Source organism: Azospirillum thiophilum, assembly GCF_001305595.1.
GTDB lineage: Bacteria > Pseudomonadota > Alphaproteobacteria > Azospirillales > Azospirillaceae > Azospirillum > Azospirillum thiophilum.
Genome location: NZ_CP012404.1, coordinates 294486 through 314671 on the forward strand (window position 1 = coordinate 294486; position 20186 = coordinate 314671).

Annotated in this window: 19 protein-coding genes; 11 read left to right on the forward strand and 8 right to left on the reverse strand. The window is 71.0% G+C overall.

The window, feature by feature from the left end:
• Positions 1 to 21: 21 nt before the first annotated feature.
• Complete coding sequence (locus tag AL072_RS24180; RefSeq protein ID WP_045583581.1) at positions 22 to 1014, reverse strand: phosphoribosylaminoimidazolesuccinocarboxamide synthase; 993 nt, start codon at positions 1012 to 1014, stop codon at positions 22 to 24.
• A 103-nt stretch (positions 1015 to 1117) separates the two neighbouring features.
• Between AL072_RS24180 and AL072_RS24185 the strand changes: the two genes are divergently transcribed.
• Complete coding sequence (locus tag AL072_RS24185) at positions 1118 to 1900, forward strand: 4'-phosphopantetheinyl transferase family protein (protein WP_052710165.1); 783 nt, start codon at positions 1118 to 1120, stop codon at positions 1898 to 1900.
• 38 nt (positions 1901 to 1938) lie between these two features.
• Here AL072_RS24185 and AL072_RS24190 read toward each other — a convergent pair whose 3' ends face one another.
• From AL072_RS24190 to hybE, 7 genes are all read right to left on the reverse strand, one after another.
• Positions 1939 to 3366 (reverse strand): S41 family peptidase, encoded by a 1428-nt coding sequence (locus AL072_RS24190; protein ID WP_045583580.1) that lies wholly within the window; start codon positions 3364 to 3366, stop codon positions 1939 to 1941.
• A gap of 231 nt (positions 3367 to 3597) precedes the next feature.
• Entirely contained in the window at positions 3598 to 4320 is a 723-nt protein-coding gene (locus tag AL072_RS24195) for a sugar transferase (protein ID WP_052710164.1), read from the reverse strand.
• Positions 4321 to 4453: 133 nt separating this feature from the next.
• On the reverse strand, positions 4454 to 5500 hold the full coding sequence (hypE, locus tag AL072_RS24200; RefSeq protein WP_045583579.1) for a hydrogenase expression/formation protein HypE: 1047 nt from the start codon (positions 5498 to 5500) through the stop codon (positions 4454 to 4456).
• 46 nt (positions 5501 to 5546) lie between these two features.
• Positions 5547 to 5777 (reverse strand): HypC/HybG/HupF family hydrogenase formation chaperone, encoded by a 231-nt coding sequence (locus AL072_RS24205; RefSeq protein WP_045583578.1) that lies wholly within the window; start codon positions 5775 to 5777, stop codon positions 5547 to 5549.
• 16 nt (positions 5778 to 5793) lie between these two features.
• A complete protein-coding gene (gene hypB, locus AL072_RS24210; protein ID WP_082109101.1) occupies positions 5794 to 6888 on the reverse strand; it encodes a hydrogenase nickel incorporation protein HypB in 1095 nt (364 codons plus the stop codon).
• Between the two features lie 79 nt (positions 6889 to 6967).
• Entirely contained in the window at positions 6968 to 8155 is a 1188-nt protein-coding gene (locus tag AL072_RS24215) for a nickel-dependent hydrogenase large subunit (protein ID WP_245637002.1), read from the reverse strand.
• A complete protein-coding gene (gene hybE / locus AL072_RS24220) occupies positions 8152 to 8679 on the reverse strand; it encodes a [NiFe]-hydrogenase assembly chaperone HybE (protein WP_052710163.1) in 528 nt (175 codons plus the stop codon). The genes AL072_RS24215 and hybE overlap by 4 nt, the downstream gene beginning before the upstream one ends.
• A gap of 273 nt (positions 8680 to 8952) precedes the next feature.
• Between hybE and AL072_RS24225 the strand changes: the two genes are divergently transcribed.
• The 10 genes from AL072_RS24225 (at position 8953) to AL072_RS24265 (ending at position 20151) form a co-directional block, all read left to right on the forward strand.
• Entirely contained in the window at positions 8953 to 9810 is an 858-nt protein-coding gene (locus tag AL072_RS24225; protein ID WP_045583576.1) for a DUF3618 domain-containing protein, read from the forward strand.
• 12 nt (positions 9811 to 9822) lie between these two features.
• Positions 9823 to 10893: a YihY/virulence factor BrkB family protein gene (locus tag AL072_RS24230; RefSeq protein ID WP_082109100.1), complete on the forward strand. Its 1071-nt coding sequence runs from the start codon at positions 9823 to 9825 to the stop codon at positions 10891 to 10893.
• Between the two features lie 300 nt (positions 10894 to 11193).
• On the forward strand, positions 11194 to 11364 hold the full coding sequence (locus AL072_RS34990) for a hypothetical protein (protein WP_158511091.1): 171 nt from the start codon (positions 11194 to 11196) through the stop codon (positions 11362 to 11364).
• A gap of 227 nt (positions 11365 to 11591) precedes the next feature.
• Positions 11592 to 12290, forward strand: a complete 699-nt coding sequence (locus tag AL072_RS24235) for a hypothetical protein (RefSeq protein WP_045583575.1) — start codon at positions 11592 to 11594, stop codon at positions 12288 to 12290.
• 84 nt (positions 12291 to 12374) lie between these two features.
• Entirely contained in the window at positions 12375 to 12992 is a 618-nt protein-coding gene (locus AL072_RS24240; protein WP_045583574.1) for a HutD/Ves family protein, read from the forward strand.
• Positions 12993 to 13230: 238 nt separating this feature from the next.
• Entirely contained in the window at positions 13231 to 14106 is an 876-nt protein-coding gene (locus AL072_RS24245; RefSeq protein WP_045583573.1) for a helix-turn-helix transcriptional regulator, read from the forward strand.
• A gap of 109 nt (positions 14107 to 14215) precedes the next feature.
• On the forward strand, positions 14216 to 17254 hold the full coding sequence (locus AL072_RS24250) for a xanthine dehydrogenase family protein molybdopterin-binding subunit (RefSeq protein WP_045583572.1): 3039 nt from the start codon (positions 14216 to 14218) through the stop codon (positions 17252 to 17254).
• Positions 17251 to 18087 carry an FAD binding domain-containing protein gene (locus AL072_RS24255; RefSeq protein ID WP_045583571.1) on the forward strand — a complete coding sequence of 279 codons (837 nt, stop codon included), beginning with the start codon at positions 17251 to 17253 and terminating at the stop codon, positions 18085 to 18087. Before AL072_RS24250 ends, AL072_RS24255 begins: the two co-directional genes overlap by 4 nt.
• Positions 18075 to 18614 carry a (2Fe-2S)-binding protein gene (locus AL072_RS24260; protein WP_045583570.1) on the forward strand — a complete coding sequence of 180 codons (540 nt, stop codon included), beginning with the start codon at positions 18075 to 18077 and terminating at the stop codon, positions 18612 to 18614. Before AL072_RS24255 ends, AL072_RS24260 begins: the two co-directional genes overlap by 13 nt.
• The gene (locus tag AL072_RS24265; protein ID WP_045583569.1) at positions 18607 to 20151 is read left to right on the forward strand and encodes an AMP-binding protein; all 1545 of its coding nucleotides are present in this window, start codon (positions 18607 to 18609) and stop codon (positions 20149 to 20151) included. The genes AL072_RS24260 and AL072_RS24265 overlap by 8 nt, the downstream gene beginning before the upstream one ends.
• The last annotated feature ends 35 nt before the right edge of the window (positions 20152 to 20186 follow it).

The window sequence follows — 20186 nt, forward strand, 5'->3', positions numbered from 1 at the left end:
GCAAGTCTCGCTTGGCAAGTCTCACTTGGGGAAGTAGGGGGCGAGGTTGGCGCGGATGCGGTCCAGCACCGGAACGGGCGTGGCCGGCACCTCGAACGGGCGGCCGGTGATGGTCTCGCCGGCCTCGATGTAGACGCGGGCGGCTTCCAGCACGACGTCGCCGGGGATCTCCGGGATGTCCTGGGTGTAGGGATCGCAGCGGGCGACCACCCAGTTGCGGACGAAATCCTTGTCGAAGCTCTCCGGCTTGCCGCCGGTCTCGAACCGCTCCTGGTAGCTGCCGGCGAACCAGTAGCGCGAGCTGTCGGGCGTGTGGATCTCGTCGGCCAGCAGGATGTTGCCATCCTGGTCGAAACCGAACTCGTACTTGGTGTCGACCAGGATCAGGCCGCGGTCCGCCGCCATCTTCTGGCCGCGGGCGAACAGGGCCAGCGCCTTGTCCGACACCTCGTCCCACTGGGCGCGGGTCAGCAGGTTGCGGCCGACGATCTCCGCCGCGGTCAGCTCCTCGTCATGGCCGGCGTCGAAGGCCTTGGTGGTCGGCGTGATGATCGGGGTGCCGAGCCTCTGGTTCTGGCGCAGCCCGTCGGGGAAGATGTGGCCGTACATCTCGCGCCGGCCCTGCTTGTACATCGACCAGATCGAGGTCCCGGTGGTGCCGGCCATATAGTCGCGGACCACGATCTCGACCGGCATGATGGTCAGCCGCTTCGCCACCACCACGTTGGGGTCCGGATATTCCAGGACATGGTTGGCGCAGATGTCCTTGGTCGCCTCGAACCAGAAGCGGGCGGTCTGGGTCAGCACCTGCCCTTTGAAGGGGATCGCCGTCAGGATGCGGTCGAAGGCCGACAGGCGGTCGGTGGTGATCAGGATGCGCCGCGCCCCGTCGCCCTGGTCGGGAAGGTCGTAGTTTTCACGCACCTTGCCGCGGTAATGATTGGGCAGCTCCGGGATGAAGGCGTCGCGAAGAACGTTGGTCAGGTGCGGGGCGAGCAGGGCGGTGTCAACCATGGGGTCCTGGTCCGGATGCGGGGGCGAATGCAAGAGGGGCGCATGATACCCCAAACCCCTGCCGGAGCCAGGGCGCTAATTTCCGAGGGAGGATCGCTGTCCGATGCATGACGGCGCTGTCGCACAAGAACCCGGCGGTACCGCCGGGCATGACCCGACCGCCGAGGATTACGTCCTCGGCCTCGGCGTGGTCCGCGTCTGGTTCGCCGACCTCACCCGCCTGTCGGCGCACAGGGGCGCCCTGCGGGCGCTGCTGTCCGCCGACGAGATCGAGCGCGCCGACCGTTTCCTGATGGAGCGGCTGACCGACCGCTTCGTGCTGCGCCGGGGGCTGCTGCGGCTGCTGCTGGGGCGCTGCACGGGACGCGACCCGGCGGGGCTCCGCTTCGATTACGGCGCGCATGGCAAGCCGTCGCTGGCCGGCGGCCCGGCCTTCAATCTCAGCGACAGCGAGGACAGCCTCGCCATCGCCGTGGCGGCGGAGGGGCGGATCGGCATCGACATCGAGAGGCTGCGCCCCATCGAGAGTGCCGAGGGGATCGCCGACCGCTTCTTCCATGCCGTCGAGCGCGCCGCCCTGCGGGCGCTGCCCGCCGGCCAGGGGGACGAGGGCTTCCTGCTGGCCTGGACGCGGAAGGAGGCCTTCATCAAGGCGGCCGGCGTCGGGCTGTCGATGCCGCTCGACCAATTCGCGGTGGAGGTGACGCCGGGTGCGGCACCGGCCCTGCTGGAGATCGGGCCCGAGTTGCGGGCCGATGTCGGCGTTCCGGCCGACTGGAGCCTGTTCGACCGCCGCGTCCTGCCGGGCACCGTCGCCGCCATCGCCGCGCACGGGATGGGCTGGACGGTGGAGACGCGGGTGATGGGGCCGGGGTTCGTGGGGTAGGAAAACACCCTCTCCCGGGGCGGGAGAGAGGGGCTCCCTCACTCCCCTCCGGCCAGCGTCCCGGTCAGGCGGTTGCGGATGGCCGACACCGCGCATTCCAGCGGACGGTCGTCGTCTGGCTTGGGCGCCTTGTCCATCACGTCCGGGCACATGTCCGCGACCATCCAGACCTGCGGCTTGGGCGGGACGGGAGCATTGGCGTCGCAGGTGGCGGGGTCGGGATGGCTTTCCTCGGTGCTGCCGTGGGTCGGCTTGACTTCCAGGTTCGGCGACACGCCGAAGCAGTCGACCAGTGCCCCCGACGGACGGTAGTAGCGGGCGGTGGTCAGGCGGATGCCGGTGTCGGAGCTGAGCGAGGAGATGGTCTGCACCGATCCCTTGCCGTAGGAGCGCGAGCCGAACAGCAGCGCCCGGTGGTGATCCTGCAGGGCGCCGGCGACGATCTCCGACGCCGAGGCCGAGCCGCTGTTGATCAGCACCACCACCGGCAGCCCGGCCAGCAGGTCGCCCGAGGTGCCGCGGTAGGAGCGGGATTCCTCCGGGTCGCGGCCGCGGACCGAGACGATGTCCACCGTCTCCAGGAAGCGGTCGGCCACCTGCACCGCCTGTTCCAGCAGGCCGCCGGGGTTGTTGCGCAGGTCGATCACCGCGCCGATCAGCCGGCCCCTGGACTGGCGGCGCATGTCCTCGACCGCCGCATCCAGCGCCGTGGAGGTCGACTGGTTGAAGGTGGCGATGCGGACATAGGCGACGTTGCCTTCCAGCCGGTAGCGGACGGGCTGGATCTTGACGATGGCGCGGGTCAGCGACACCCGCGTGTTGGCGTCGGTCGCCGGCGGCCGGCGGATCGACAGGGCCACCGAACTGCCGACCGGCCCGCGCATGCGGGCGACGGCGTCGTGCAGGTTCAGCCCCTTGACCGCCATGTCGTCGATGCGGGCGATCAGGTCGCCGCTGCGCAGGCCGGCGCGGGCGGCGGGCGAGCCGTCGATCGGGGAGACCACCTTGATCAGCCCGCTGTCCTCGTCCATCGTCACTTCGATGCCGAGCCCGCCGAACTCCCCTTGCGTCTGTTCGCGCAGGTAGCGGTAGCGCTCGGAATCGAGGAAGCTGGAATAGGGGTCGAGCGAGCCCAGCATGCCGTCCAGCGCCGCTTCGGTCAGCATGCGGTCGCTGGCGCGCGGGTTCTCCGCCTTCTTCTTCTTCAGCCCGTCTTCGGCCTTGTCGATCAGCACCTGCGGATCGAAGGGCTTCACATGCTCCGTCAGCACCCGGCGCATGGCGTCGGAAAAGAGGACGTAGTTGCGGTCGGCGGTGGAAAGCGATCCATAGCCACGGATCTTCGCGAAATCGCTGCGGTAACGGTCCAGCGCCGCGACGGTGTCGGCGCGGCTGGTGGGGGCCACGGCGCAGGCCGGCCCGATCGCCACCATCATCAGCAGCAAGGCAGCCAGCAGCTTCGCCATCCTAGGCCCCTCTTGACTGGCCGGTCCGGCCGGCGGTCTCACACGCATCGTTCACTTTACCAGGGGTTTCGCCGGTTGAAGCGACCCTAACACGTCGTTCGCCCATTCTCAAAGTCCAGCCCGGTTCCGGCAAGCTGGGAGATGGTGGGCGGCAACGACGCCGTCGCGCGCCCCGATGGAGCGCGCGACGGCGTGAACGGATGGCTGCTTTCGAGGGGGGAAAGTCAACTACTAGTAGGCGCCGCTGCCCTTCACGACGACGCGCACCGTGCGCAGCATGATGCCGATGTCGGTCCAGAAGCTCCAGCCGACGACATAGGCGGTGTCGAGCTGGACGCGGCGGACGTAATCGACGTCGCTGCGGCCGCTGACCTGCCACAGCCCGGTCAGGCCGGGGCGGCAGCGGGTGTAGAAGGAGAAGCAGGCGCGGTAATAGGGCACCTCGTCGTCGATGATCGGGCGCGGCCCGACCAGGCTCATGTCGCCGCGCAGGACGTTGACCAGCTGCGGCAGCTCGTCCAGGCTCGACTTGCGCAGGAAACGGCCGACCGGGGTGATGCGGGGATCCCGGCGCAGCTTGCGCGTCGCCAGCCACTCGCCGCGCGCCGTCTCGTCGGTGGCGAGCAGCCGGTCCAGCACCTCGGCGGAATTGACCACCATGGAGCGGAATTTCAGGCAGGTGAAGGGGCGCCCGTCGGCACCGATGCGCCGGTGGCCGAACACCGCCGGCCCGCCGTCGCGCGCCACCATCCAGGCGATCGCCAGCATCAGCGGCCCGAACAGCGCCAGCAGTCCAAGCGCGCCGACGATGTCGAAGGCGCGCTTCACCCGGTGGCGGTGCAGGGGCGGGCAGCCGGGCAGCCGGTCCATCGCCTGCATCGCCGACCGGGCTCCGGCCATCCGGCCGGGGTCCAGACGGGGAGCGCCCAAAAGAGCGATGTTGGACAACGCCATTGGAGTTTCTCGTCGCTGATCGTCTCTGGTCAGAGCATAGGACCATCCGGGAGAGGCAACGGCCAGCGCGCGAAAGGGGTCCCGCCAAAGGGGCCGCATCTTTGGAAACAGTGGGTTAGCCCGGCGGTACGGGTCAGCAGATACGGGGAAGCTGTTCTCCGGTCAGCCAATCCACGATGCGGCGGCCGCCGAACCGGGTCTCCATCTGGACGAATCGATGGGGGTCTTCCACCACACGGCCGATGCAGGCGGCATCCCGTCCCAGCGGGTGGGCGCGCATCGCGGCGAGCATCCGGCCGCTCTCCTCCTCGGCGCAGATCGCGATCAGCTTACCCTCGTTGGCGGCATAGAGCGGATCCAGGCCCAACAATTCGCAGGCGGCGGTGACCTCGGCGCGCACCGGGATGTCGGCCTCGCGCAGCCGCATGCCGACACCCGACTGGTGGGCGATCTCGTTCAGCGTCGTCGCCAGCCCGCCGCGGGTGGGGTCGCGCAGCACATGGACGCCGGGCACCGCCTCCACCATCGCCGCGACCAGCCCGTTCAGCGCCGCGCTGTCCGACAGGATCGCCGTCTCGAAGCCCAGATTGTCGCGGGTCGACATGATGGCGACGCCATGGTCGCCCATGGTGCCGCTGACCAGGATGGCGTCGCCCGGCCGCGCCCGGTCGCCCGACGGCGCCACGCCCGGCGGGACCATGCCGATGCCGGTGGTGGTGATGAAGAGGCCGTCGCCCTTGCCGCGCTCCACCACCTTGGTGTCGCCCGACACGATGGCGACCCCGGCCTCGCGCGCCGCCGCCGCCATGCTGTCGACCACCCGCTTCAGGTCGGCCAGCGGGAAGCCCTCCTCGATGATGAAGCCGGCGGTCAGGTGCAGCGGCACCGCGCCGGCCATGGCGACGTCGTTCACCGTGCCGTGGACGGCCAGCGAGCCGATGTCGCCGCCGGGGAAGAACAGCGGCGAGACGACGAAGCCGTCGGTCGTCATCACCATCCGCCCGCCCGGCACGTCGAAGGCCGCCTGGTCGTTGCCCTGGTCGAGCCAGGGATTGGCGAAGGCGGCGGCGAACAGCTCGCGCACCAGCTGCGCCATCGCCTTGCCGCCCGAGCCGTGGGTCATGTCCACCGCCCCGCGGGCGATGTCGAGCTTGCGGGTGAAGAGGCGGCGGTCGGTCATGGCGGGGGTCCGGGATGGTCGGGTGGGTGGGCGTGCGGGATGGCGGTCAGGCGGCGGCTTCGGCGTCCGCGACCTCGGCCAGCAGGGCCAGCGTGCGTTCGGCCTCCCCGGCATCGAGGCGGGACAGCGCGTAGCCGACATGGACGATCACATAATCGCCGACGGCCACGTCCTCGACCAGCTCCAGCGAGCAGGTGGAGGTCACGCCGCCCAGGCTGACGGTGGCGCGGTCGTCGGGCAGCAGGGCGGTGACCAGGGCTGGAACGGCGAGGCACATGGCGGCGGTCCTTCGGTCAGACGGCAGGGGTGACGGCGGAGACGGCTTCGGGCGTGGCGGCGCGGGCCGCGCGGGCCTCTGCCAGCCCGTCGGCGATCCAGTCGTACCACTCCTCCAGCCCCTCGCCGCCGGTGGCCGACAGCTGGATCACCGCCAGCGACGGGTTCAGGCGCTGGGCATAGCCGATCATCCGCTCCACGTCGAATGTCAGATGCGGCAGCAGGTCGATCTTGTTGACGACCAGCAGGTCGGCGCGGACGAACATGTCCGGGTATTTCAGTGGCTTGTCCTCGCCCTCCGTCACCGACAGCACCACGACGCGGTGGGTTTCGCCCAGGTCGAAGCCGGCCGGGCAGACCAGATTGCCGACATTCTCCACGAACAGCACGCCGTCGCCGGCGAACTGCCCCCCGGCCTCCAGCCGGTCGGCGGCCTGCGCCACCATGCCGGCGTCGAGATGGCAGCCCTTGCCGGTGTTGACCTGCACCGCCGGGGTGCCGGTGGCGCGGATGCGGTCGGCGTCGAAGCTGGTCTGCTGGTCGCCCTCGATCACCGCGACCGGGAAGCGGCCCTTCAGGTCGGTCAGGCTGCGGGTCAGCAGCGTCGTCTTGCCCGAGCCGGGGCTGGACATCAGGTTCAGCACGAACACCCCGCGCCCGGCGAAGCGGCGGCGGTTGACGTCGGCCAGCGCGTCGTTCTTGGCGAGGATGTCGCGTTCGATCGTGACCAGCCGCGGCCGGTTCAGCGCGGCGCCGCCGTCGATGGCGTCCGGCCGGTCGGGACGGTGGCGATGGTCGTGCGCCTGGGTGTGGTCATGCCCATGCTCATGGTGCCCATGGCCATGCTCGTGGTCATGGGTATGGCCGTGGTCATGCTCATGCTCATGGTGCCCGTGGCCGTCGTGGCTGTGGCGGAACACCGTGCCGTCGGGGCCGACATGCTCGTGGGTATCGCCATGGTCATGCCCGTGGGTGTGGGGATGGGCGTGCCCCTCGCCGTGGCGATGGCGGTAGATCTTGCCGTCCGGGCCGACGTGCTCGTGCCCGTCCTCATCCATCGCGGCACCGTCGATCCGGGTCTCGCCTTCGCCGCATCCGCAAACCGTGCACATCACGCGCTCTCCCACTCCAGAAGCCGCAAGCCGTCTGCGGCCATCATCGGACGGCTGCCCCGTTTCGGGCAAGTGGTCGTCATTCGTGTACCTCTATGCCGCAGGCGACGCAGGGATCGAGCATCGCCACCAGCAGCCGCGCCCGCTCCACCGCATCGGCGCCGTCGCGCACCGCGGCGCCGGCCAGCCCGCGCGCCAGCGGCCCGTCCGCGGCGAAGTTCCAGTCGGTCGGCGCCACCATCCGGGCATCGGCCAGCCGCCCCGATTCGTCCAGCCGGAGCCAGTGCGCCAGCCGCCCGCGCGCCGTCTCCGCCACGCCGCAGCCGGTGCCCGGGCCGGATGGAGCGGCCGGGCGGAAGGCCGGGGCGGCGGGGCGCAGCGCTCCGGCGGCGGCCTCCATCCGGCGCGGCAGCTCGGCAAGATCGGCCAGCCGCGCCGCGAACAGCCGGGCGAGCCCGTCGCCGAACCGTTCCGTCACCGACAGGACGAGCGGATGCCCGGCCTGCCGCTCCAGCGGGCCGGTCAGGGCGGGATGCGGCGGCCGGGCGGCGAAGGACGCATCGGCGGCGAGCGCCGCGGCGAACCGGTCCGGCGACCGTTCGCCCAGCAGCGGTACGCCGCAGGCGCCCCAGCCTGCCAGATCGGGCTCGATCAGCCGCGCCGCCAGCCGCGCCGCGTCGTTGCCGCCCCTTGCGGCCCAGGCGGCGAGGCCGTCGGCATCCCGCGGCGGCGGTCCAGCGAAGATCTCCGCCTCCAGCCAGCCGGACAGGCGGGCCAGCGCGTCGCGCAGCGCCGCCGCGTCCGGCCGCAGGGCGCCGCCGCCCAGCCGCAGCCCGTCCCCGGCGGGATAGAGCGCCGCCGCGACCGCCGTTACCGCCGGGCGCAGGCCGCGCAGGGCCGCCGGCCGCGGGGGGGCGCCGAGCCGGGCCGGCCATTCGACGGCCGCCTGCCAGCCATGGCTGTCCAGCGCCTCCGCGTCGGTCAGCAGGGCGCGCGCCGCCTCGTGCGCGGCGGCATCGATCCCCAGCGCCGACTCGCAGGCCCGGGCGACCGCCAGCCCCTGCGCGGTGCCGCACAGGCTGAACAGCAAAGGGGCCAGCCGGACCGCCTCGTCCGCCGTGCGCCCGACCAGGGCGGCGACGGCGCGGGGGCGGCGGGTCGCGACCGCCGCCCGCCCGATCCGTCCATCGGCAAGCTGCAGGCGGACGGCGACCGATCCCTCTCCCGGAATTCCGGCGCCCGGCCCGGCGCCCGGCGTGACGGTCATGGCCATGGCCCGGCAAGGACGGGGCACCCGGACGGCGCCTGCGCCGGTCTCCCCGACAGGGTGTCGAGCGCTAGGCGCGCCGCGTGGCGGGCATCCTCCGCGTCCAGGAACAGCGCCATGTCGGAAGCGAGCGGAATCGCCGCCAGGGTGCCGAGCAGCCCCATCCGCGCCGCGGTGAAGCGATGGCGGCCGGACGGCAATTCGAGCGGCAGCGGGTCGCCGTCACGGGCCTCCGCCCACAGGAACGGGTCGTCGGGCAGCAGCACCGCCTCCAGGAACCAGGGCGTCACCATGCAGCCCAGGCGGCCGGGACCGCAGGGGTGGAAGCCCACCGCCTCCACCGCCAGCGCCGGGTTGCCCGCCGCCCCGCGCCTGGCGGCCCGTCCCACGCCGCGGCCGGCCATGCGGTATGCGGCGAGCAGCGCGTCGAGCCGGCTGGAAAAGCCGTCCGGAAGGCCGGCCGGGGGAGCGCCGCCGGCCGGGCCGCCCCGGTCGGGGCACTGCATGGGAACGCCCAGGGACATGCGCGCGGACACCTTGCTGCAATCGGATGACGGCAATCGGACACTGGCAATCGGAGAATGACCATCGGATGAAGGCGGGCACCTCCTCATCCACCGCGCCATCCTGACGCATCGGGGATGCAACTCATTGACCTGCGTCAAAATACGTAGATACGGCAGGGCGCAAGCCGTGTCGGCGCCATGGCCGCGCTGGCCTGATCGCCGGAGAGGCGGGTGGAACAATCGGCACCTCGCGGTGTTGCAAGCCGGCAGCCTCCACAGGAGACGTCCGGCATGCCCAACCACAACGACGCCATTCCGTCCGCCCCAACCGGTCCCTTGGCCGATCCCGCGGCCGCTTCGCAAAGCCGGCGGCCCGAGGATATCGAGCACGAGATCGAGTCGATCCGCGCCCGGATGGACTCGGTGATCGACGAGATCGAGTTCCGCCTGTCGCCCGGCCAGATGTCTGGCGGTGTGGTCCAGGTGGTGCGCGACGTCATCCAGGGCGGCGGCGACGGCATGTCCGGGCGCATCGCCCGCGCCGTCCGCGCCAACCCGATCCCGGTGGCGCTGATCGGGATCGGCGCGCTCTGGCTCGGCTGGGCGGTCGCCCGCACGCCGGAGATGACCACCGAATTCGACGATTACGACGCCCATGGCCGCCGGCTCGACCCGCGCAGCCGGCAACTGCTGAGCGGCCTGATCGCCGCCTGCCGCGACGGATCGGCGGCGTTCCGCCGCGCCGACATGACCATAGCCGACCCGGGCCTGTCGCCGCGCCTTGAAGACCTGGCCGACCAGCTCGACCGCAGCGCCGCGGCGCTGGACGAGGATCTGCGCAACGGCGGCGGCTGGGTCGAGACCGGCGAGGCCGGGGATGGGGTGGGAGACGGCCGCCGGGCCTGGTCGCCGCTGCATGGGCTGGCCGAGACCGCCGCGGGCCGGGTCGTTGCCGGGGCCGGTGGGCCGGGCGCGCGGGGCGACCTGCTGGTCCGGCTCGAAAGCGGGCTGGACGACACGCTGGCCCTGTTCCGCGACGCCCTGGCCGACGCGCCGGATGAGCATCTGCAGGTCGCCATCGGTGCCCAGTTCCATGCCATCGAGACGGCGCGCCACCGTGTCGGCGCGCTGCGCGAAGCCGTGGCCTGAGGGGATGCCGGCATGCTGGGGCTGAGCCGCCGCCACTATTATGCGCATCGGGGCCGTGCGGATCGCCACCCGGAGGACAGGCAGGCCACCGCGGACGGACGCGGCGGCGGGCACCGGGACGGGCGCGGCCGGACGGCGGAGACCCCCTCCGACATCCCCGCGCGCGGCTGGAAGGACATCCTGCTGCGGGTGTGGGACGAACAGGGCAAGGACAATGTGTCGATGCTGTCGGCCGGCGTCGCCTATTACGCCCTGCTCGCCATCTTCCCGGCGGTGGCGGCGCTGGTGTCGATCTACGGCCTGGTCGCCGATCCGGCGATGATCGAGACCCAGTTGAGCCAGATGCGCGGCCTGCTGCCGCCCGAAGCGCTGTCGATCGTCAGCGACCAGGCGCGCAAGGTGGCGACCGCCCCGTCGCAGGGGCTGGGATTCGGCCTGATCTTCGGCCTGCTGCTGACGCTGTGGAGCGCGTCGCGCGGGACCAACTCGCTGGTGTCGGCGCTGAACATCGCCTATGGCGAGACCGAAAGGCGCGGCTTCCTCAAGCTGGCCGCCCTGTCGATGGGGCTGACGGTGGCCGGGCTGCTGTTCGTCCTCGTCGCCATGGTGATGATCGTCGCGGTTCCCGCCGCCATCGCCATTGTCGGGCTGAAGGACACGCCGATCGGCTGGGCCGCCAGCCTTATCCGCTGGCCGATCCTGGCGCTGGCGATCGTGCTGGCGCTCGCCGTCCTCTACCGCTACGCCCCCGACCGGCGCGAGCCGCAATGGCGCTGGGTCAGCTGGGGGTCGGCGACGGCGACCACGGTCTGGCTGCTGGGCTCGCTGGGCTTTTCGGTCTATGTGTCGAATTTCGGCAGCTACAACGAAACCTACGGGTCGGTCGGCGCCGTCGTCGTCCTGCTCCTGTGGTTCAACCTGACCTCCTACGTCGTGCTGCTGGGGGCGGAGCTGAACGCGGAGATCGAGCATCAGACCACCCGCGACACCACGAAGCGCCGCGACGGGCAGCCCGGCCGGCCGATGGGGCGGCGCGACGCCTATGTCGCCGACACGGTGGGCGAGCGCAGGGCGGCCGAGTGAGGGAAGGCCAAGTGAGGCGGCCCTTTGGAAATTGTCCCTTGGCAGGGCGGCGGCGGCGCGCTATGGTCTTTGCCATGCAACAGGCGCTTTCCATCACGTCCTCCGGACGTTCCCGATATTTTGGCCGCTGGTTTCGTTCGGCGGCCTAGGAACGCGCATCTGTCGCTCACTCCCGAAGCCGCCCGGACCGACCCGCGGCGGCTTTCGTGTTTGTGACCTCCGGCCCTCGATGGGCTGCACATCCTGAAAATCCGAACATGGGCGATCCGGGCGGCCTCACCATCCGCAAGAGAGGTTGTCATGTTCGATTTCGATGTCGTCACCGGCCCGACCCAGCCGCCCCATGTCCAGCCCGTCGAGGAGCCGGCGTCACCGGCTGCGGCCTCCGCGCCGCTGGCCGTCGCGGCGGTTTCGGCCCCCCGGTCCCAGCCCGAGTCGCATCCCGCGGCGGCGGCGAAGCGGCCATCCTGACCCCCGGATCGGTCCCCACCGTGGCGCGCCGGTTCCGTTTTCGACGATTCGACCAAAAGAATCACGAATCCCGCCTATGTTTCGCCGGCCGATGTCGTATACTCTCCATGGGCAGTCATGCCCGGGTGACGGCTCGGCCGGCGGCCCCCCTCGTCGGTTTATCGGCCGTCGGCGGGAGCGCGGCCATGGCAGGCGTAACGGTCGGATCGGGAGAAGGATGACGGATCATGGCGGATGATGCTCTCTCAAGCGTCAGCTCTATGGTGTCCAACCTCAACGCGTCGATCAACAACGCGGTCGAGGCGATCAGGAAGTCGCAGAGCAACCAGGCCATCGGCGAAGTCCAGACCTTCGAGAAGTCGGTCAACAAGTCGGCGCTGACGACCACGGGCGGCGCAACCGACATCGGCGTGCTCGCCAAGAACGCCACCCGCCTGAACGTCGCCAGCACCCTGGCACCGAACGACAAGGTCGATTTCTACAAGTTCAAGGTCACCACCAAGGGCGAGATGACCCTGGGCCAGGTCGGCGACGACGGTGTCCGGGTCCAGCTGATGAACCGGCTGGGCCGCGTGATGGCCGACAGCGACCCGAAGGCCGGCGACGAGTATGACTCCTTCAAGAAGCTGCAGGCCGGCAACCTAACCGTCGACAAGGGCGACTACACCCTGCGCGTCACCCGGGACAAGGGCCAGTCTGACAAGGACCCGAAGAACTACGCCATGCAGGTGGTGATGGGCAATTACAGCAAGGATTACGATACGGTGGCCAAGCAGCCGGCCAAGGGCAGTACCGGCCTGACGCTCACCACCGGCCAGCAGGCGACGCTGGACGGGCTGAACAGCGCCATCGGCACCATGAACTCCATCCCCACCGGCCAGACCGGCACGCAGAAGCTGATGGGAAGCTTCAGCCTGTTCGTGTGACGCGGCGGGCTTGTCCCGTGCCCTGACCTTGCGCCCTCACCTGTGCTATGACGGAGTGGAACCGATCCGTTCCGGAGCAGCCCCTTGCCGTCGATCACGCGTCTGAGCCCAGCCGACCACCGCCGCGTTCCCTGGAAGAATGGCGGCGGCGTCACCACCGAACTGGCGGTCGAACCGATCGATGGGCCGCCGGACGGGCAGGGGGAAGGCGGCCAGGGCCGTTTCCTGTGGCGCGTTAGCATCGCCGATGTCGTCGAACCCGGACCTTTCTCCGCCTTTTCCGGCTATGACCGCCTGATCGCGGTCGTCGAGGGCGACGGCATGCGCCTGTCCGTCGACGGCGCCCCGCCGGTGGAGCGCCGCCGCATGGAGCCGGCCTTCGCCTTTCCCGGCGAGGCGCCGGTGTGGTGCGAACCGACCGCCGGTCCGATCCGCGACGTGAACCTGATGCTCGACCGCGCCTCCGCCACCGGCAACCTCACGCTGCTGGCGGGCGGAAGCCATTGGGCTGCGGGCCGGGCCGCGGGCGATGCGCTGCTGGTCCATGCCCTGGCCGGGACGCTGACGGTCACGCCCGACGGGGGAGAGGCGTTGCCGGTGCCGGAAGGCCACAGCCTGCTGCTGCGCGCCGCCGCGGCCCTGGTGGACGTGCCGGCCGGGGCGGAAGGCGTCTGTGCGGAGGTTTGGCGCCGCCGGAGTTGATCGCGCGGGGGCGTACCTGAATCGGAGAGCACCGCCGATCACCAAACAAAGGGATAGAGGTTCGTGCATTTCATATAAAACGCACGAAGCTGTAGGGGCGCCGGCGGCCATCCGTCCATCCATACCCGTTCATATGGCTCTGGCAATGACGCTTCATGATGATTAGCTTGAAAAGCAAACTATTGGACGCCGCCCCGGCCGATACCGGCCGCGGGCGGAGCGGAAGGGATCGGACGCCATGTCGAAAGCGATGCGCATCCACCAGGGGAGCTTCGGCCGCGTCGCCCTGCTGGACATGGACAATGCGCTGATCCATCACGCGCATCCCCATTGCCATGTGCTGATCAAGGCGTCCGGCGCCGACACCCGCTTCGCGGTGGGGGACCAGCTCCATCCGCTGCGCGACGATACCGCGGTGCTGGTCAACAGCTGGGAGGCCCATTCCTACGCCCACCAGCCGGGCGCTCCGCGCACCGTGATCCTGGCGCTGTACATCGAGCCGCGCTGGCTGGGCGCCATGCAGCGCGAGTTCAACGCGAGCGGCAGCCCCGGCTTCTTCGCCCAGTCCTGCGGCGAGCTGACGCCCTACATCCGCCGGCTCGCCGACCGGATGGCGGCGGAACTGCTTTACGACGACCCGTCGGGCGACCGGATGGAACAGGCGCTGTTCGACCTGATGATCGCCATCATCGACCGTTTCTCCGAATGGCGGACGCTGGGCGGGACACGGCACGCCGCCCCGGTGGCCGGCGACTTCCGCATCCGCCAGGCCATCCGCTTCATGAGCGGGACGCTGGGCGAGGAGTTCGACGCCGGCCGGGTCGCCGCCGCCGCCGGCCTGTCGCGCGCCCACATGTTCCGGCTGTTCCAGCAGACGATGGCGATCACCCCGGCGCTCTATTTCAACGTGCTGCGGATGGAGGCGGCCATCGACGCCATGGCCGCCGGGCAGGAGAGCGCGACCGAGGTGTCGGGCCGGCTCGGCTTTTCGGCGCCCAGCCATTTCAGCCGCTTCTTCCGCAACCACCAGGGCGTGACGCCCACCGAGTACCGCCGCGTCGTCACCCTGCTCGACCGACAGGAAGCGGGGCGGCAAGGAGCGGGGCACGCCTGACCCGCCTCCACCTGCACGAAAATGAGACGCTAGGGTAATTCGCGACACTCCACGGTAAAAGCTTTGCGTGGCGAACGGAATAGTCTTCCCCGGTAACCGGAGGACGACGATGACGGCCACGCAGACCGCCACGCAGAGCGTTGAACCCAGGACAGATGCGGCACCGCTCGTCGGCCGCGCCATGCCTCGGGTGGAAGACGCGGCATTGCTGACCGGGGTCGCCCGCTACGCCGACGACCTGCCGGTGAAGCCCGGCACCCTGCACGCCGCGATCCTGCGCTCGCCGCACGCCCATGCCGAACTGCTCGGCATCGACGCCGCCGCCGCCCTGGCGCTGCCCGGCGTCGCCGCGGTGGTGACCGGGGCCGACGCCAGGCGCCTTGCCAGCCCGTTCCTGGTCGGCGTGCGCGCGCCGATGGAGCATTGGTGCCTCGCCACCGACCGCGTGCGCCATGTCGGCGAGCCGGTGGCGGTGGTGCTGGCCGACAGCCGCTATCTGGCCGAGGACGCGCTCGACCGCATCGCGGTGCGCTACCGCCCGCTGCCGCCGGTGACCTCGATCGCCCAGGCACTGGGAGAAGGATTGCTGGAGGAGGGGGCGGAGCCGCTGCACCCGGCGGTCGGCTCCAACCTTGTCAACAGCCGCAGCTTCCGCTACGGCGATCCCGAGGCCGCCTTCGCCCGCGCTGCCCGCAGCGTGTCGGTCGAGGTCGAGTATCCCCGCAATTCCTGCACCCCGATGGAGTGCTTCGTCGTCCTGGCCGACTATGACGCGGCCGAGGATGCGTACGAGGTGCTGTCGAACTTCTCCGGACCCTTCGCCGTCCATCCGGTGATGGCGCGCGCGCTGAACGTGCCGGGGTCGCGGCTGCGGCTGAAGACGCCGCCCCATTCCGGCGGCAGCTTCGGCAACAAGCAGGCGGTCTTCCCCTATGTCGTGCTGATGGGGTTGTGCGCCCGTGTCGCCGGGCGGCCGGTGAAGTGGGTGGAGGACCGGCTGGAGCATCTGATGGCCGCCACCTCGGCCACCGCGCGCCGCATGCGCATCGAGGCGGCGGTCGAGCCGGACGGCCGGGTGCTGGCGCTGCGGATGGAGCAGACCGAGGATTGCGGCGCCTATCTGCGGGCGCCGGAACCGGCCTCGCTCTACCGCAACCACGGCAATTTGACCGGGGCCTACGACATCCCGAACCTGGCGGTGACCAACCGCATCGTCGTCACCAACAAGACGCCGACCGGCCTCAACCGCGGCTTCGGCGGCGGCCAGCTCTATTACGGGCTGGAGCGGCTGATGAACCGGGTGGCGGCGGAGCTTGGGCTCGATCCACTCGACGTCATCCGCCGCAATCTGGTGGCGGCCGACGCCATGCCCTACCGCACGGCGTCGGGCGGGACACTCGACAGCGGCGACTACCGCGCGACGCTGGAGCAGGCGGTGCGCGATGGCGCGCTCGACGCGCTGAAGGCCCGGCGCGCGGCGCTGCGGGCCGAGGGGCGGCTCTACGGCATCGGCTACGCCGCGGTGGTCGAGCCGTCGATCTCCAACATGGGTTACATCACCACCGTCCTGACCGCCGAGGAGCGGCGCAAGGCCGGGCCGAAGAACGGCGCGCAGGCGACCGCCAGCGTCGCGGTCGATCCCACCGGCGGCGTGTCGGTGACGGTGGCGTCGGCGCCGCAGGGGCAGGGGCACCGCACCGTGCTGGCCCAGGTGGTGGCCGACGTCTTCGGCCTGCGCTTCGACGACATCCGCGTCAACACCGACCTCGACACCGGCAAGGACGCCTGGTCGATCGCGTCGGGCAACTATTCCAGCCGCTTCGCCGGGGCGGTGGCGGGGGCGGCGCAGGTGGCGGCGACCCGGCTGCGCGGACGGATGGCGGCGTTGGTCGCCGGTCCGCTGAACTGCCGGGCGGAGGATGTGCGCTTTGCCGGCGGCAGGGTGTTTTCCGAGGCCAACCCGGACAACGGGCTGTCCTTCTCCCGCGTCGCCGCCGCCGGCCACTGGTCGCCCGGCACGCTGCCCGATGGGCAGGAGGCGGCGTTGCGCGAGACCGCCTTCTGGACGCCGGAGCCGCTGAAGGCGCCGACCGACGCCGACCACATTAACAGCTCCGCCTGCTACGGCTTCATCTTCGACTTCTGCGGGGTGGAGATCGACCGGACCACGGGGGCGCTGCGGATCGACCGCTACGTCACCATGCACGATGCCGGTCGGCTGCTGAACCCGCTGCTGGTGGAGGGCCAGATCCTGGGCGGCTTCGCCCATGCCGTCGGCGCCGCGCTGTACGAGGAATACGCCTATGGCGACGACGGCCGGTTCCTGTCCGGCACCTTCGCCGACTATCTGGTGCCGACCGCCTGCGAGGTGCCGGTGCCCGTCATCCTCCACCGCGAAAGCCCGTCGCCGGTGACGCCGCTCGGCGCCAAGGGGGTGGGGGAGGGGAACTGCATGAGCACCCCGGTCTGCCTCGCCAACGCGGTGGCGGACGCACTGTCCGGTGTGGCGGCGGGCGAGGTGCCGTCCCTGCCGCTGACCCCGGCCAAGCTTGCGGCGCTGATCCATCCGCCGGAACCGCCGCGCCCGGCATCCGCAGCCGGCTCTGCCGCCCCGCCGCCGGCCGCGGTGAAGGGCGGGCGGGGCCTGACCGGGGAGGGCAGCCGCGATGTGCCGGCCACCCCCGAACAGGTCTGGGCCATCCTGCTCGACCCCAAGGAGCTGGCGGCGCTGCTGCCCGGCTGCGAGGCGCTGGATCTCGTCGGCCCGAATGCCTACCGGGCGGAGGTGGTGGTCGGCATCGGCCCGGTGCGCGGCCGCTACACCGCGGAGGTGGCGCTGTCCGACCTCGACCCGCCCAACGCGCTGACCCTGACCGGCAGCGGCACCAGCGCGCTCGGCTCGGGCAGCGGCACCGGGCATGTCACGCTGGAGCGGACGGCGACCGGCACGCGCGTCACCTACCGCTACGGCGCGTCGGTCGGCGGCAAGGTCGCCGCGGTCGGCGGCCGGATGCTCGACAGCGCGTCCCGCCTGCTGATCGGCCAGTTCTTCGAAAAGCTGGTCGCCCGTGCCGGCGGCCCCGCGGCTTCCGTCAAGCCTCCTTCGCTCCTGGCGCGGCTGCTGCGCCTTCTGGGACTCACCCGATGAAACCCGCGTCCTTCGATTATCTGCGGCCGGCGACGGTCGCCGACGCGCTGGCGGCGCTGGCGGCCGGGGGCGACGACGCCCGCGTGATCGCCGGCGGCCAGTCGCTGATGCCGATGCTGAACATGCGGCTGGTGCAGCCGCGCCTGTTGATCGACCTCAGCCGGCTGGAGGAGCTGCGCAGCCTGCGCACCGAGGCCGGCTGGCTGACCGTCGGTGCCGCCGTCACCCAGGCCGAGGTGCTGGCCCGCCCGGCCCTGGCGCGAGAGGTGCCGCTGCTGGCCGCCGCCCTGCCGTGGGTCGGCCATTTCCAGACCCGCAACCGCGGCACGCTCTGCGGCTCGGTCGCCCATGCCGACCCCAGCGCCGAGACGCCGCTCTGCCTGGTCGCCAGCGGCGGCGAGGTGGTGCTGCGCAATGCTAAGCGCCGCCGCACCGTCGCCGCCGCCGATTTCTTCCTGGGGCCGCTGACCACGGTGAAGGCGGCGGACGAGATCGTCGAATGCGTGCGCTTCCCGCTGGCGAAGCCGGGCAGCGGCCATGCCTTCCGCGAGATGTCGATGCGGCATGGCGACTTCGCCATCACCGCCTGCGCCGCCACGGTGGACGGCCACTCTGCCAGCCTTGCCGTCGGTGGGGTCGCCGACCGGCCGACGCTGCGGTCCTGGCCGCTCGTTTCGGGCGGGCTGCCGCCGGATCTCGACGAGGCGCTGAACGCCTTCGCCTGGGATCTGGGCGGCGACGACGACCAGCATGCCACCGCGCGCTACCGCCGCGACCTCGTCCGCCGGATCGGCCGCACCGTCCTTGAGGAAGCCCTGTCATGCCGCCGCTGACGTCCCAAGCCTCCCCGCCGGTTTTGGCGGCGGAGACGCGCCATGCCGTCTCCATCGTCCTGAACGGCACGCCGCGCAGCGGCCACGCCCATCCGCGCCTGCTGCTGAGCGATTTCCTGCGCCACGAGCTGGGCGCCCACGGCACCCGCGTCGGCTGCGAGCATGGCGTGTGCGGCGCCTGCACCGTCCGCATCGACGGCGTGGCGGTCCGTGCCTGCCTGACGCTGGCGGTGCAGGCCGACGGCCGGCGCATCGACACCGTCGAGGGGCTGGCGGCGGCCAACGGGGGGCGGATGACCGCGCTCCAGGAGGCGTTCCGCCGGCACCACGCCCTGCAATGCGGCTTCTGCACGGCCGGCATCCTGATGTCGCTGACCGATTACCTGGGCCGCACCCCCAAACCCACCGAAGAGGAGCTACGCGACATGCTGAGCGGCCATCTTTGCCGCTGCACCGGCTATGCCGGCATCGTCCGCGCGGTGATGGAGGTCACAGGCCAGACGATGAAGGAGGGCGGTCATGTTTGACCTCGGCCGCAGCATCCTGGCCAGTGCGGAGCGCAGCCCCGACACGCTCGCCATCGTCGACGGCGGCCTGCGGCTGACCTACGCGCAGTGGCTGGACCGCATCCGCCGGCTGGTCGGCGCCTTCGACCGGTTCGGCCTCCATCCCGGCGACCGCATCGCCACCGCGCTGCAGAACACATGGGAGATGGCGACCATCCATTGGGCCTGCCAGCTGGCCGGCATCGCCATCGTGCCGCTGAACTGGCGGGTGAAGGCCGACGAGCTGGATTACTGCCTGCCCAATGCCGAGGTGCGCGCCCTGTTCCATCAGGACGTGTCGGCCGACGCCGTCGGGGACTCCGCCGCGGCGCGGGCGCTGCCCCGTATCGCGGTCGGCGATACCGGTGGCGGCCACTCCGGGCACCGCTTCGCCGACCTGCTGGACGGCGACCCGGCCCCGGCGCAGCCCCGCGCCACGACGGAGCATGTCTCGCTGTTCCTCTACACCTCCGGCACCACCGGCAAGCCCAAGGGCGTGCCGCGCCGCCACCGGACCGAGCGGGCCGCCGCCGTCGCCCATGTCGCCCAGAACTGCTACCACCGGGGCGAGCGCACGCTGGGGGTGATGCCGCTCTACCACACGATGGGGGTGCGCTCGCTGCTGGCGATGGCGCTGGTCGACGGCTGCTTCGTCTGCCTGCCGCGCTTCGACACCGCCCGCGCCCTGGAGCTGATCGCGGCGGAACGGCTGACCTGCCTCTATCTGGTGCCGACGCTCTATCACGACCTGCTGGCCGACCCGGCATTCGCCGCGACCGACGTGTCGTCGGTGCGCAAGCTGGGCTTCGCCGGGGCGTCGATGACCGACGGCCTGCTGAAGCGGCTGGACGCCGCCTTCCGGCCCGAGCTGTTCGTCAACCATTACGGCTCGTCGGAGATCTACACCTTCACCATCGACCAGAACGCGCCGGCCAAGCCGGGATCGGCCGGCAAGGCGGCGCTGAACCAGCGCATCCGCATCGTCCGCCTCGGCAGCTTCGATCCGGAGGAGCGGGCGGCGGCCGGGGAGGAGGGGCAGATCGTCGCCGACCTGTCGGGGGACGAGTCCTTCGAGGGCTATTGGAAACGGCCGGACGCCGACGCCAAGGCGCTGCATGCCGGCTGGTACTTCACCGGCGACATCGGCTTCCTCGACGGCGACGGCGACCTGTTCGTCACCGGCCGGGTCGACGACATGATCATCACCGGCGGCGAGAACGTCTCGCCGGTCGAGATCGAAAGCGTGCTGTCGCTGCATGACGGCGTGCTGGAGGTGGCGGTCGCCGGCCTGCCCGACGAGCGCTGGGGCCAGCGGGTCGTCGCCTTCGTCAAGCGCGCCCGCGGCGTCGAGGCCAAGGATCTCGACGAGCATTGCCGCACCTCCGGTCTCGCCAACTTCAAGCGCCCGCGCGAGTACGTCTTCCTCGACGAAATCCCGAAATCGCCGGTCGGCAAGATCCTGCGCCGCAAGCTGCAGGCCGGCGAGTTCGCGCTCGAAAACGGCCCGGCCGCCCCCTGACCCCACCCCATCCAGTCCAGTCCTTTCAGGAGTTC

What these genes read in the sequence shown, in the direction of transcription:
- AL072_RS24180 (WP_045583581.1), bottom strand. Translation starts at nt 1,014, where the DNA reads ATGGTTGACACCGCCCTGCTCGCCCCGCACCTGACCAACGTTCTTCGC.
- AL072_RS24185 (WP_052710165.1), top strand. Translation starts at nt 1,118, where the DNA reads ATGCATGACGGCGCTGTCGCACAAGAACCCGGCGGTACCGCCGGGCAT.
- AL072_RS24190 (WP_045583580.1), bottom strand. Translation starts at nt 3,366, where the DNA reads ATGGCGAAGCTGCTGGCTGCCTTGCTGCTGATGATGGTGGCGATCGGG.
- AL072_RS24195 (WP_052710164.1), bottom strand. Translation starts at nt 4,320, where the DNA reads ATGGCGTTGTCCAACATCGCTCTTTTGGGCGCTCCCCGTCTGGACCCC.
- hypE (WP_045583579.1), bottom strand. Translation starts at nt 5,500, where the DNA reads ATGACCGACCGCCGCCTCTTCACCCGCAAGCTCGACATCGCCCGCGGG.
- AL072_RS24205 (WP_045583578.1), bottom strand. Translation starts at nt 5,777, where the DNA reads ATGTGCCTCGCCGTTCCAGCCCTGGTCACCGCCCTGCTGCCCGACGAC.
- hypB (WP_082109101.1), bottom strand. Translation starts at nt 6,888, where the DNA reads ATGTGCACGGTTTGCGGATGCGGCGAAGGCGAGACCCGGATCGACGGT.
- AL072_RS24215 (WP_245637002.1), bottom strand. Translation starts at nt 8,155, where the DNA reads ATGACCGTCACGCCGGGCGCCGGGCCGGGCGCCGGAATTCCGGGAGAG.
- hybE (WP_052710163.1), bottom strand. Translation starts at nt 8,679, where the DNA reads ATGTCCCTGGGCGTTCCCATGCAGTGCCCCGACCGGGGCGGCCCGGCC.
- AL072_RS24225 (WP_045583576.1), top strand. Translation starts at nt 8,953, where the DNA reads ATGCCCAACCACAACGACGCCATTCCGTCCGCCCCAACCGGTCCCTTG.
- AL072_RS24230 (WP_082109100.1), top strand. Translation starts at nt 9,823, where the DNA reads ATGCTGGGGCTGAGCCGCCGCCACTATTATGCGCATCGGGGCCGTGCG.
- AL072_RS34990 (WP_158511091.1), top strand. Translation starts at nt 11,194, where the DNA reads ATGTTCGATTTCGATGTCGTCACCGGCCCGACCCAGCCGCCCCATGTC.
- AL072_RS24235 (WP_045583575.1), top strand. Translation starts at nt 11,592, where the DNA reads ATGGCGGATGATGCTCTCTCAAGCGTCAGCTCTATGGTGTCCAACCTC.
- AL072_RS24245 (WP_045583573.1), top strand. Translation starts at nt 13,231, where the DNA reads ATGTCGAAAGCGATGCGCATCCACCAGGGGAGCTTCGGCCGCGTCGCC.
- AL072_RS24250 (WP_045583572.1), top strand. Translation starts at nt 14,216, where the DNA reads ATGACGGCCACGCAGACCGCCACGCAGAGCGTTGAACCCAGGACAGAT.
- AL072_RS24255 (WP_045583571.1), top strand. Translation starts at nt 17,251, where the DNA reads ATGAAACCCGCGTCCTTCGATTATCTGCGGCCGGCGACGGTCGCCGAC.
- AL072_RS24260 (WP_045583570.1), top strand. Translation starts at nt 18,075, where the DNA reads ATGCCGCCGCTGACGTCCCAAGCCTCCCCGCCGGTTTTGGCGGCGGAG.
- AL072_RS24265 (WP_045583569.1), top strand. Translation starts at nt 18,607, where the DNA reads ATGTTTGACCTCGGCCGCAGCATCCTGGCCAGTGCGGAGCGCAGCCCC.